Origin of the sequence: Reichenbachiella ulvae, from assembly GCF_025833875.1 — a bacterium.
Lineage (GTDB): Bacteria > Bacteroidota > Bacteroidia > Cytophagales > Cyclobacteriaceae > Reichenbachiella > Reichenbachiella ulvae.
The window spans coordinates 5,317,656-5,331,312 of the sequence record NZ_JAOYOD010000001.1; the positions used below are offsets into that span (position 1 = coordinate 5,317,656).

The window sequence follows — 13,657 nt, forward strand, 5'->3', positions numbered from 1 at the left end:
TTTAATAATACTTTGCTCTATATTGATAGAAGTCAAATAGTTAGCAGGATATATCCTTTTCAGTATATAAATTGATATTTTTGAACGTTCTGTTTTTTGTTAAAATGGATGAACTATTTGTTCGCTTTGACAAAATATTATTTTAGGTACTAACTAATTAACTATATGGCATACGCTTACCAACGAAGAATTTTGATGCTGTTTTTTGGTTCTTTGTTTTTTGTACTTTCCGAAGTACAAGCACAAAGCATCGAAAATGTACAGGTAGAAGTAGATGGGGACAATATCAATGTTTCTTTTGATCTGGGCTATAAATCTAGTATTCAGGAGAAATATGACATTGAGATTTATTCTTCCAGGGATAATTATTCAAAGCCACTTACTGTCAAGGAGGGACAGTTGAAAGACGTGCCTGCCATCAATAGACGAATGGTCTATGTGCTGGATGGTATGGAAAACTTTGCCGAGTTCAAAGGCGAGGTTGATTTCCAGATAGTGGCAACTATGGTATACGCACCTATAGTCATAGACAGACCTTATCAATCAGAAAAGTACAAGCGAGGTAGCATGGTACAGGTCAAGTGGCATGGAGGGATTGAAAATGAAACTTTCAATGTAGACCTATACAAAGACGGGGTGAAGATGCAAACCCTTGATCAAAACAATGAATTCGGTAGCTACAGCTGGATGATGCCTAAAAAACAGAAAAAGGGCAATTATAAAATCGCCATACAATCAGAAAAGAATTCTTTGAACAGGGTGTTGAGTCCAGAGTTCAAGGTGAAAGCACGAGTTCCTTTTATTGTCAAAGTACTTCCTGTACTAGCTGCTGGTGCAGCGGCCTATTATGTGTTTGGTATGCAGGGTGGTGAGCCTGGTGGTGGAGGCGGAGGTGATGTCAATTCATTACCAGATCCACCAGCATTGCCTTAACCCATTCAATCAGTACTATTAAAAGGAAAGAATTCGTCTTAATTATGAAAATAATGACAAAAAATATAAAGCCCACCTTCCACTTGATGCTTTTGATAACGATAGTATCTACTTTGATCTCAAGTTCAGTTTATGGTCAGTGGAGTACTGCCACGCTTTCAGAGGCACGGTCACATATGGCAGCAGCAAGTGTTGGAACTAAAGTATTGTTTGCGGGGGGGATTAATGCTGCATCTACCTCAGCGGTAGTCGATATTTATGATAGTAGTACCGATGCTTGGACTACAGCTACCTTATCACAGGATAGGCAGCTGTTGAGTGCAACTACTGTAGGAGATAAGGTGATTTTTGCTGGAGGTTATAATTCAACTTCAGCAACGAACTCAGCAGTAGTCGATATTTATGATAATAGTACCGATACTTGGAGCACAGCATCTCTTACGGAAGCTCGCAGGCTTTTGTGTGCAACTACTGTAGGAGACAAAGCTATTTTTGCAGGTGGTTATAATGGTGCTTCTTCGGCAGTAGTCGATATTTATGATAATAGTACAGGAATTTGGTCTACAGCCACACTTTCGGTTGCTCGTGAGCAATTGAGTGCAACTACAGTTGGGAACAAGGCTTTTTTTGCAGGAGGGTCAGGACCATCTTCTAGGGTCGATATTTATGACAATAGTACAGGAACTTGGACTACTTCAACACTTTCTGAAGCGCGGTATTTTTTGAGTGCAACAACAGTTGGTGATAAGGCCATATTTGCTGGTGGGTGGAATGCATCTGTTAGATTAGCTACCGTCGATATTTACAATAATAGTACTGATACATGGAGTACAACATCTCTTTCTGTAGCACGTGATCAATTGACTGCTGTAAATCTTGGAAGTAAGGCCTTTTTTGCTGGTGGTAAAACAGCTGGGTCTGTATGGTCATCTAATATAGATATTTATGATAATCTTACGAATACTTGGAGTAGTGCGGCTTTATCTGAAGCGCGCGCCTGGTTTGGGGCTGCAAGTGTTGGGGATCAAGTGTTTTTTGCCGGAGGAGAAATAGGTAGTTCTACATACACTTCGACTGTAGACATATATACCCTAACCTTAGAGGATAAATTGCTAGCTAGCTACCCTTTCTCAGGAAATGCTACTGACGCGACTGGTAACGGCTATGACGGTGTTTTGAACGGAACAATGGTTGGTACAGCAGATCGGTTTGGATTAGCTGATCAGGCATACCAGTTTGATGGGGTAGATGATTTTGTGGAATTGTCAGGAAGTACTTCTATGCCTTCTACAGATGGTAGTATTACTGTTTCTGCCTGGATCAAACCAAGTAGCTTCCCGGAAGGTGAGACAACTATCGCATCCAATTATGATAATACCAGTGGTTTTGATTTTCTACTTTCTAGTAATGGAGGTACTCAGGCCAATGAACTCAAAGTAGAGGTTTTCGGAGGAGGTTTTCTTTTTGGAGGGCTTCCAGCTTTGAACGCTTGGAGTCATGTAGTGATGACCTGGAAATCTGGAACGGGTGTTAAAACCTACCTAAATGGTACAGAGGTAGGAGTACTCAATACTACCAATACTGCCGATGCTTTTAACTCTACCCTTCCAATAACACTCGGAGATGCTTTAACGCATGCGTTTTTTTCTGGGGCGATGGATGAAGTTAAAATCTATAACTACGCATTAACAGCCTCGGAGGTTACTAATCTATACAATGATGAAGCGCCTACTGAACTAATAGCCGATTATTCCTTCACAGGAAATGCCAATGATGCTACGGGCTATAACAATAATGGAGCACTTGGTGATGGTGTTACAGCTACTACCTTCCCGACATTAACTACAGATAGAGATGCTACTGCAGGTGCGGCCTACTCCTTCGATGGAGGTGACTATATCGCTGTGCCGACTTCTGGTTCGTTTTCCATTGGGACGGCTACCGATATTTCTGTATCAGGTTGGTTCAAAACTACTACCCAGGGAGTGCTGTTTGATAAGTCTGATGGAACAGTAGGTTATTTTGCAATGGTTCAGTCAGATGGCTCAATCTACTGGTACATGGTCAATGGAGCGACAAGCTTCAGTCTGACAAGCGCCACCGGATTTGCTGATGATGCCTGGCATCACTACACTGTGATTGCTGACAGAGATGCCGGAATGCAGATTTACATCGATGGGGCATTGAGTACCAGTAATTCTTCCTTAACTAATGTGATCAACCCAGATGGTGTAGAGGACTTTTTGATTGGTGTAGCAGGCGGTGTGGATAATACTGGTTTGGATTTTTTCTTTAACGGTAGCCTGGATGACATAGCTGTTTATACCAAGGCACTTACTGCTAGCGAGGTTACAGATTTGTATGGAGTAGCAGCCAGTACAGAAACAGACTTTCTGACTTTTACTGCAACTGCAGCAGCTAACAACTCTGACTATGTATACAGCACGACGATAGACACAGACTTACATACTATTCGGATAGAATTGGATGCATTGGCTGATCCTGCTGATTTGACTTTTGATTTTACACTTTCCACTGGCGCTACTGCTACTGTGGATGGATTGAGCCGTACCAGCGGGGTATCAGATGACTACAGTTCTCCGGTTACTTATACAATCACGGCTCAAGATGGAGTAACTACTCAAGCTTGGGAAGTATCTAGCTACTATGGTATAGATGAGGATGCGACATTGAGTTCATTTTCCTTCCCAGAGCAAACAGGTACAGCAACCATCGGTAGCAATACAGTAGATATAGAGGTAGCATTTGGAACAGATGTAACTGCCCTGGTGGCTAGTTTTGAGACTACTGGAGGAGGTCCGGTAGATATCGGAGGTGTCGCTCAAACCAGCGGAACAACAGCGAATGATTTTACAAACTCAGTAGTATACACGGTCACTTCCAACAATGGCAATGTGACGCAAGATTATACGGTTACAGTGACAGTGGCAGATGGTTTATTGGCTTACTATTCATTCGATGCTGGAGATGCTACTGACGACAGTGGTAATGGCAGAACAGGGGACCTGGGAGATGGAGTGACAGCTACAACCTTCCCAACCTTAACTGCAGATAGAGATGGTGTAGCCAGTCAGGCTTTTTCATTCGATGGAGGAGATTATATAGCTGTGCCTCATGATGCAGGATTCAATTGGGGAACAGATGTGGATGTGACTGCCATGTGTTGGTTCAATACTACCTCTACGACTTATGGTGATTTGATCTTCAAAGAAGACGGAACGAATGGTTTAATAGTAGCCATTGATGCCACTGGGACAATCAATTTATATGGCGGAGAATTCCTAACCAGTAATACCACAGGACTGAATGATGGTACCTGGCACCATGTGGCTGTAGTACTCGATAGAGATCAAGGGATGGCCATCTATTTAGATGGCGCGTTTGATGCGGGAAATGCATTGGCAACTAACATTTATAATTTTACCGATACACGTGAGTTTTTGATAGGCTCTGGTCAGGATATATCCAGTGTTAAAAATACTTTCTATACTGGAGCCATTGACAATGTTAGAATTTACGATGAGTTCATCGGGGTGAATGCCATTCAAGATGTGTTTGTCAGTGAAGGAGGGTCTTTACCTTCTATTGTTGCTCCGGTGGTCGATGCACCTTTCAATTTGACCAATACTACTTTTGATTTGTCATGGGGTGCAGTTACTGATGCAACAGGATACAATGTACAGGTAGCCACGGATGATGTTTTTACCTCACCAGTGATCGATCAGGCAGTGACCGAAACGACCTTTACTGCCACAGGATTGACTCAAGGTACGAGTTACTTCGCCAGAGTCAATGCAACAGATGGCGTTAATACTTCAGCCTATTCTAACACCGTTGAGGCGCTTACCACGAACTATAGCTCTTCGACAGATTCAGCGGCCCTCGTTACATTCTATGGTAGTACCGCTGGAGAAGCATGGGTCAATGGTTGGAATGTTTCCCAGCCAATGGATACCTGGTATGGAGTCACTTTGGATGCCAATAGAAGAGTCACGGATTTGATTTTGCCAGATAATAATCTCTCTGGTTCTTTACCCGCTGAAATTGGGGATCTTACTGAGTTAAGAAATCTGTCGATTCATTCTAATTCGATAGCGGGAACGATCCCAACAGAGATTGGAAATCTTTCTAAGCTGGAAATTTTGAGCATCAGTCTCAATGAGTTTGAAGGTAGCATTCCAGCTGAGATTGGGAATTTGAGCAATTTGATTGAAATCTACCTTAACAATAACAACTTAACAGGAACCATACCAGCTAGTTTAGGTCAGCTTTCTAATTTGAATTTATTGTACTTGTATAGAAATCAGCTTACTGGAACCATACCAGTAGAGCTAGGTAATCTGACAAACGCAGCGGATATAGCCATTTCGTTCAATAACCTAACGGGAGCAGTTCCAGCGGAACTTGCTAATTTGACCAATCTTGAAGGGCTCTATCTAAATAATAACGAATTTACTTCTATCCCTGATTTGAGTGCTCTTCCGTTTACTGTAGAAAAAGGACTTTATGTCCGTTACAATAAAATAGGTTTTGCGGATATAGTTGCCAATATGGGGATAGCCAATGCTGGGAACACCTATGTCTATCATCCTCAGCTCATAGAGCAGGAGGAGTTGATAGAGGTGGCCAATGGAGTCACTGCCAACTTGAGTACGACGGAATCATACGCAGGTACTGTCTACCAATGGTTCTATAACAACGACACGATTCCTGGAGCTACTGCGATAGATTATTCTTTTGTAATGGCCGATGGCTTAGAAGGTGCCTACACAGTGAGAATGACCAATACCGCAGCACCCAATTTGATTATCAGTCGTGCCAATTATTTGGTTAGTGATGGTGTGAATGCGGCTCCTGTAGGGGTTAATCTTTCCACTAGCTCTGTTTTTGACTTTCATGAAGTAGGTACAACCGTGGCTAACTTGAGTACAGAGGATGACCCGGGAGACACCCATACCTTCACTTTGGTTGCCGGTACTGGAGATACTCACAATGCATTCTTTAGTATTACCGAGAATGAATTGATATTAGAGACCGCTTTGGATTTTGATGTAAATCCGATATTAAATATTCGATTGGCCGTAGAAGATGCCTTGGGATTAAGTGACACAACTCAAGTTCAACTAGAGGTCATTCCTGAAATCATCTGTCAAAACGAGGTATTGACAGCTAGTCAAGGCACCTTTAATGATGGCAGTAATGAATATGAATATCAAAATGGTTTTAGCTGTTCATGGTTGATAGAGGGAAGTACAGGACAAAAGATCACCCTTGGTTTTAACTCATTTGATACTGAATTAGATTATGATTTTGTAACCATTTATGACGGTAGCGATACGGGTGCTCCTGTTTTAGGTAGATTCTCAGGACAATCTATTCCTAGTGAGCTTACCTCAACTGGCAATACCATGTTGGTGGTATTCGAATCGGATCAATTGGTGGTATCACAAGGCTGGGAAGCATATTATACCATCTTTTCGGATGTTTTGGAGCCACTATCTAAGTTTGGTGATGCAGATGGTATAGGTGGATTTGGAGCAGATGATTTTTCTGATCAGGTATCCACGGAAATGACCATCGAGTTTTTAGTGAATGTAGATCAGTTTCCTGCTGCTGGAGTTTATGGGCAGTTTGTGCAACTACAAAATACAAATATTCAGTATATCGAAGATGAAGCTCAGACATTTAGGAATGTAGAGTTTCATACAGGAGATGGTGAGGCAGGTTCTGTGGATAGCTGGACTGCTGTGAATGATACTGAACTAGGAGGTTTTGATCCAGGCAAATGGTATCATTTTGCTTTCGTTTACTCGAATGGGATGAAATACATTTATATGAATGGATTTTTAGTAAAGGAAGAGGCTTTTGAATGGTTGAATGGAGGTAATGTTTCGCGATTGGATGTGGTGCCAAATATGGATGCCAAGATCGACGAGCTTAGATTCTGGAATATAGCCAGAACACAAACTGAGATTTCTAATAACCTTCAAAATGAATTGGTGGGTACTGAAACCGGATTGGTGGGCTATTGGCAGTTCAATACTACCACGGATTTAGGCGATGGATCATTCTCTGTTCCTGATCTTACCAGCAGTGCAAAAGATTTAATTTTCAATCCAAATGATGCGGGTGTAGATGTAGAGTTGGCATTGCCAGTCTTCACCTCTACTACAGGTATCACCAGTTCTTCTTTTACAGTCAACTGGGAAGAGGTGGTAGATGCTGAGGGATATCAATTGGTGATAGACGATAGCGATGTGTTCGACTCTCCAGAATTCAGTGAATCACTGGATGCTGCTACCTTTAGCTTTACTGCCACAGGACTTAATTCTGAGACGATTTATTTTGTCGAGTTAGTCGCAGTAGCAGGAACAACACAATCAGTGGCTGCCTATAATTCTGTGCAGACAGCCAGTTTATTGACTGCCTATTATCCATTCAATGCCAATGCAAATGACGAGAGTGGTAATGGTTTTAACGGCCAGTTAGGAGATGGGGCTGATATATCGACCATGCCAGTGGCTGTCGCTGATAGGTTGAGTAATGCTAGTTCTGCTTATACCTTTGATGGAGGCGATTATATAGTGGTTGACGGCAATTCAGCCTTCGATGTTGGAACAAGTACGGACTTCTCATTCTCTGGGTGGTTCAAATCCAGCAATGCTGCTCAAAGTGTTCTCTTCGATAAATCTAACGGAGCGACAGGTTATTTGACCTTGTTGTTGAGTGATGGATCACTTCAATTCTTTATGGTTCAGGATGGGGTAGGCAATGCCTCTTTGACCACTAGCCGAACAGGAATGAATGATGGTCATTGGCACCATTATGCCATCAGCATTGATCGTGACAATGGTATCAATATATATATAGATGGTATGCTTTCAGAGCAAAGCACCACCTTGAGCAATGGTATTAATCCTGATACTATTGAAGACTTGCTGATTGGGGTAGCTTCTGATGCAGGCAATACCAATTTGAATAATTTCTTTATTGGCGATTTGGATGATATTAGAATTTATTCTGACCTGATTACACCCACACAAGCTTCCAATCTTTATCAACAAGGATGGGAAGGACTTTCTAACGAAACGGAATTCTTAAGCTTCCAATTGACGAATCAAATTGGTGTGGCGCTGATAGATCCTGATACAAAAACAATCGAGCATAACATTGCATCTGCTGGAGACATCACCAATCAGGTAGTGACTTATTCACTGTCAACAGGTGCTAGTGCGGAATTGAATGGAGTGGCACTTGAGAGTGCGGTATCTCCGGTCGATTTTACCTCTTCAGTAGCGATTGATGTCATAGCAGAAAATGGTTTTACCACACAAACCTGGATCTTAAATGTAACTCAGGAAGCTGGATTGGTAGCTTATTATCCATTTACTGGAGGGAGTTTGGTTGATGAGTCATTGAATGGGAATGATGTTGCCCTTGGGGATGGATCGTCAACGGGTCTGAATCCGTCGCTTGCTGTTGATAGGTATGAGAATAATTCGGGTGCATATAGCTTTGATGGCGTGGATGATTATTTGTCCATCAACAATGGTTCAGGAATAAATATTTCAGGTAATATGTCTGTTGTTTTGTGGGTTAACCCTAATGAGATTGGGTCAAATGGTCGTATTACATGGGATTCTGGAAGTGAGTATGGAGATTTCATAATCTGGTCAGACGGAAGATTGGCTTATAATTATAAAGAAGGAACTAATAACTCTACTGTGTTTAGTTCAAGTGCATTATCTGCAGGTAAATGGTCTTTAATTGCATTTACCAGAACAGGCGATCAAATTTCATTCTTCATTAATGGTTATTTGGATGCCACACAAACTGCCCATAGTCCAACTACAGTTTCAAACTTGACATCTATCGGTGGGTCCGAATCTGGTGTAGCAAATACATTTAATGGAGTAGTTGATGATATTAGGATTTATGGAAGGTCTTTAACAACTTCAGAAATTGTAGATATTTATAAATCCGAAAGAACTTCGTCTGGTTTTGATTTATCAAATTCAACTATAGCTGAGAACCTTGAATCTGGAACTGAAATCGGAGTGTTCTCAGAGGAAGGAACCTATACTTTGGTATCTGGCTCTTCTGATTTCAGCATTAGCGGGACCAGTTTGGTATCAGCCAGATCTTTTGATTTTGAGGCTCAATCGAGCTATGATATCACTGTGAGTTACAATAATGGAGGTTCGGTAATTGAGCAGGATTTCACTATTTCGATTGAAAATATAGAGGAATTCCCAATTATTGAGCAAGTGAATTTTCCTTCATCTGTCGACTTGTCTACGACTTCTACGGTCATGGTCTCTGCAGGTGCCTTTGACCCTGATGGTCTAGGTATTGAAAGTGCATCAATTGGTTATTTTGGTTCTACAGATAAAGAAGTACTCCTCAATTTCAATCCTGATTTTATTGGATTTGTAGATGGGGTTTTGAATAATGGAGTTTACGAATTCAGTATCCCAACCTCTGGTTTTGATCTTTTGGGATTAACTTTCTTTATTAATGTAACTGATTTTTCAGGGTCTACTACTTCTTCAGAAGTTTATTCGATCTCTACATCTATTTCCTCTGACAATTCTTCTGTGGGTAATGTCAATGTTTCGACTGGATCTTTGTCCTCAAATTATAGAATCATAAGTATTCCATTGAAGTCAGTAAGCGTTTCAGATGTGTTCAGTGATCTGAGTGGACAAGGAAAAGATGTATGGAGATTGCTGAGATACAATGGGACTAGTAATACTGAATTAAGTTCTACTTCCAATTTAGAAGCGGGTAAAGGGTACTGGTTCCTGAATACGCAGCAAACGAGTTTCTCTATACCTACTGGGGAAACGGTATCGGCCAGTTTTGATACCCCCTTCGAAATCACTCTAAATACTGGATGGAACCAAATCGGTAACCCATATCCATATGCGATAGACTGGAATGAGGTTTTAGCAGCAAATGGTATTGCTTCATCACTTTTTGTATATGAAGGGGGTTGGGGTAATTCATCAACACTTAATGTTTTTGAAGGAGGGTTCTTCGAAAATGTAGATGGGCTTTCTTCATTGATGATACCAGTCACAGCTATTAATTCTGCCAGAATCCAATCTAGAAGCAGCGTTACGGTGAACGAAGGGATCTTGGGTTCTGATAATTGGTCTTTTGGATTGAAAGTTCAAGATGCTCAGTTGAGCTACAATGTGACTCAGATAGGTATGAATCAGGACTCTAAAGCTGGATTCGACAAAAATGATGCCCATGTGCTTCCTAGGTTGCCGGAGTATTTGGATATCGAATTTGCCGAGAACCTGACTAAGGAGATAGTTTCTTCTGGTGACTACCACAAATGGGAGTTTGACGTGAACTCAACCACTGGAGGTAAGGTGACTCTATCTTGGGACAATATGGTTCTTCAGGGGAATACATATGGATTATTACTATGGGATGTTGATAATCAAGAGCTAGTTGACTTGTCTCAGACTACTGGTTATACATTTAAGTCATCAGGAGTAAGTACGAGTTTTGAATTGTACTATGGACGAAAAGATGAGTTGCTGTCCAAGATTAATTTGAATGCGGATTTGATGAGCAGTCCTTATCCAAATCCATTTAATGATGACTTTGTAATACCTGTAGCGACTCAGTCTGAAAACACTGATTTGAACATCACGCTCCTGGATCTTTCAGGCAGGGAGATACTATTGCAAACTCATAGTGATCTCGGTCAGGGTTTCCATGAGTTCAATGTGAATCCAGGACAAGGTGCGGCTGTAGATTTTAGATCAGGAACCTACCTGGTGAGAGTAGAGGTGGTAACAGCTTCGTATAGAAAAGTATTTAATAAGCGCGTAGTTTATATTAGATAATGAATCAATTATGAAAAAGGTCTTTTTATTCATTGCAATCACTTTTTTGGCCATTACGGCCGGATACAGTCAGACTGTATCAGGAAAAAGTGCAAAGGTGTCACTGAACTATGTGACTAATTCACCCATGTACCTGGACATCATTAGTCCAGAATACCTGACTGAGGAGAACAAGAGCCGAGGCTTCATTCAAAAAGTCATGGTAGAATACGTGGAGGTAGAAGGAATCATCACGGATGAGGATGGTGTTCAGGGACTTTGGATTAACAATTCGGCTGTAATTCCCTCTCAGGAGACAGGACGTTTTGTTGCTCAGGTGCCTTTGGAGATGGGCATGAATACCCTAAGTTTTGAGGCAGTGGATGTAAAAGGGAATACCTTCTCTCGTACTTATCAGATGGAAAGAGAGTTGCCACCCCCACCACCAACTATGGAGGCAGAGGGAAAATACTATGCTTTGATTATAGGGATTCAGGATTATGACGATCCAGCTATTACAGATTTGGACAATCCGATCAGCGATGCTATGGCCCTCTATACCATGTTGACCGAGGAGTATACCTTTGATCCAGAGAACGCAACTTTGCTTAAAAACCCGACACGTGATGAAATCTATGATAATTTGGACCTGTTGAGCTCCAAGGTTACCAGAGATGATAATTTGCTCATTTTTTATGCGGGACATGGCTACTGGGATGAGCAGGCACAAAATGGATATTGGTTGCCAAGAGATGCAGAAGAGGATAAAAAAAGGGATTGGATGCGTAACAGTGCAGTGACAGAGTACATTCGTGAAATCAACTCTAAACATACTTTGCTGATTACAGATGCTTGTTTTGGAGGATCGATCTTCAAAACCAGAAAGGCATTTAAAGACGCCAGTATGGGAATCAATAAACTGTATGAAATCCCTAGTAGAAAGGCCATGACCAGCGGTACACTTACTGAAGTGCCAGATAAAAGTGTCTTCATGAAATACCTTTTGAAAAACCTGGAAAGAAATGAGGAGAAGTACTTGGCTTCAGAACAATTGTTTTACCAATTAAAGCCTGCGGTACTGAACAACAGTCCTAATACGCCTCAGTTTGGTGAGATTAGAAATACAGGAGACGAAGGAGGTGATTTTATCTTCAAAAGAAGAGTGATCGAAACTTATTAAGTACGTAAAGAAGAGACAAAAAAATAGCGGTTATATAAATAACCGCTCCTCTTTTTTCTTTGAATCATATCGCTCTACTCGCTTGGGGGGCTTGTCGCCTTTGATCATCGTGTAGGTAGCAAATCCAATTGCTGTAGCTGTCAACCCTGCAATCAATGTGGGGAAGAAGCTGTTTCTTTCCTTTTTGTTCTTCTTTTTCATCTCACACTTTATTTATCTCTGTAATAGCAAAAACATTGCCATGTCGGGATGATTCTTTAACGAAAAAGTATTTGTTTCAGTTTATCTCTACTTCAATATTCCTAAAATATTTTTTTGAACAAGGGGTAAATCCCGTCATCGGAGTAGCGCCTCTCTGATTTTCGGATTAATATTGCCGTTCAAATTATAGACGAGTAAACATGAGTGACGCGATACTTCTCAAAAAACATGACCCAAAAGTGGAATTGACAGTGCCCCTGACCTCTTCTAAGAGCGAAAGCAATAGGGCCTTACTCATACAAAAACTGGGACATGATCAGGCTGCTTTGGACAATCTATCCACAGCCAGAGATACAGTTACCATGAAAAGATTGTTGTCTTCTGATGAGGAAATGCTGGATGTATTGGATGCCGGTACGGTGATGCGTTTTATGACAGCCTATTTGGCAACTGGTTCTCAGTCACGTAAGATCACTGGTACGCCGCGCATGTGTAAACGTCCCATCAAAATATTGGCAGAGGCATTGAACGATTTAGGAGCCAACATCAGCTACCTGGGAGAGGAAGGATATCCACCCTTGCAGTTCGAACCATTTGGGACGCAAAAGACTGAAGAGTTAACTATACCTGGCAATATCAGTAGCCAGTATATCTCGGCGCTGCTGATGATCGCACCTACTTTACCAAAAGGATTGACCTTACAACTAGAAGGGGAAATCTACAGTCGACCGTATATCGAAATGACATTGAACCTAATGAAGCACTTTGGTATAGAAAGTAGCTTCGAAGGAAAAACCATAAGCGTAAAACCACAGGCCTACCAGGGCAATAGCTATACCATCGAATCAGATTGGTCAGGAGCGAGTTACTGGTACAGCATTGCGGCATTGGCCTCTGATGCCGATATCACACTAAAAGGATTGAGAGAAAAATCCAATCAGGGCGACAGTGCCATCGTGCAGATCATGGAAGGTTTAGGCGTCAAATCAGAATTCGATGGTGACAGTGTGCGTTTGACCCCATGTGAGATTCAATCTCATTTGGATATTGATTTCAAATCCTGTCCAGATCTGGCTCAGACCGTATTTGTATGTGCAGCAGTGAAAGGAGTGAGCCTGAAAATGACTGGGTTGGAAAGTCTGAGAATCAAAGAAACAGATCGTACAGCGGCTATGGCTACTGAGCTAGCTAAGCTGGGAGCTAAACTAGAAGAGACTTCAGCAGGCGTTTGGGAACTGACTCCAATGCCAGCAGGTCAGGAGGTGAGTCAGCCGATCACTTTTGATAGCTATGACGATCACCGGATGGCGATGGCTTTGGCGCCCGTGTGTATGCACTATGATGTGATCATCAACGAACCAGAAGTAGTCGTAAAGTCCTACCCTGAATACTGGGATCACCTGAAAATGGCCGGTATTCAAATTAGCGAAAAATAGAAACAGGGAACTGTCTGAGCTGAAATAGGGTTGAAGGCACA

General features: G+C 41.6%; 5 protein-coding genes. 4 read left to right on the top strand and 1 reads right to left on the bottom strand.

Annotated elements, in window-relative coordinates; genetic code table 11:
* The first annotated feature begins 165 nt into the window (after nt 1-165).
* From N7U62_RS21860 to N7U62_RS21870, 3 genes are read left to right on the top strand one after another with little or no spacing between them, the layout of a single operon-like run.
* Nucleotides 166-933, top strand: a complete 768-nt coding sequence (locus tag N7U62_RS21860; protein WP_264140248.1) for a hypothetical protein — start codon at nt 166-168, stop codon at nt 931-933.
* Between the two features lie 53 nt (nt 934-986).
* Nucleotides 987-10,820 (top strand): LamG-like jellyroll fold domain-containing protein, encoded by a 9,834-nt coding sequence (locus N7U62_RS21865; RefSeq protein WP_264140249.1) that lies wholly within the window; start codon nt 987-989, stop codon nt 10,818-10,820.
* 10 nt (nt 10,821-10,830) lie between these two features.
* A complete protein-coding gene (locus tag N7U62_RS21870; RefSeq protein ID WP_264140250.1) occupies nt 10,831-11,979 on the top strand; it encodes a caspase family protein in 1,149 nt (382 codons plus the stop codon).
* Nucleotides 11,980-12,009: 30 nt separating this feature from the next.
* On the opposite strand, the gene N7U62_RS21875 is transcribed toward N7U62_RS21870, so the two are convergent.
* Nucleotides 12,010-12,180 carry a hypothetical protein gene (locus N7U62_RS21875; RefSeq protein ID WP_264140251.1) on the bottom strand — a complete coding sequence of 57 codons (171 nt, stop codon included), beginning with the start codon at nt 12,178-12,180 and terminating at the stop codon, nt 12,010-12,012.
* Between the two features lie 200 nt (nt 12,181-12,380).
* Between N7U62_RS21875 and N7U62_RS21880 the strand changes: the two genes are divergently transcribed.
* The gene (locus tag N7U62_RS21880; RefSeq protein WP_264140252.1) at nt 12,381-13,616 is read left to right on the top strand and encodes a 3-phosphoshikimate 1-carboxyvinyltransferase; all 1,236 of its coding nucleotides are present in this window, start codon (nt 12,381-12,383) and stop codon (nt 13,614-13,616) included.
* Nucleotides 13,617-13,657 lie beyond the last annotated feature (41 nt).

Excerpts from the sequence above, each read along its gene's own strand:
- N7U62_RS21870 (WP_264140250.1), top strand. The coding sequence starts at position 10,831 with ATGAAAAAGGTCTTTTTATTCATTGCAATCACTTTTTTGGCCATTACG.
- N7U62_RS21880 (WP_264140252.1), top strand. The coding sequence starts at position 12,381 with ATGAGTGACGCGATACTTCTCAAAAAACATGACCCAAAAGTGGAATTG.
- N7U62_RS21860 (WP_264140248.1), top strand. The coding sequence starts at position 166 with ATGGCATACGCTTACCAACGAAGAATTTTGATGCTGTTTTTTGGTTCT.
- N7U62_RS21865 (WP_264140249.1), top strand. The coding sequence starts at position 987 with ATGACAAAAAATATAAAGCCCACCTTCCACTTGATGCTTTTGATAACG.
- N7U62_RS21875 (WP_264140251.1), bottom strand. The coding sequence starts at position 12,180 with ATGAAAAAGAAGAACAAAAAGGAAAGAAACAGCTTCTTCCCCACATTG.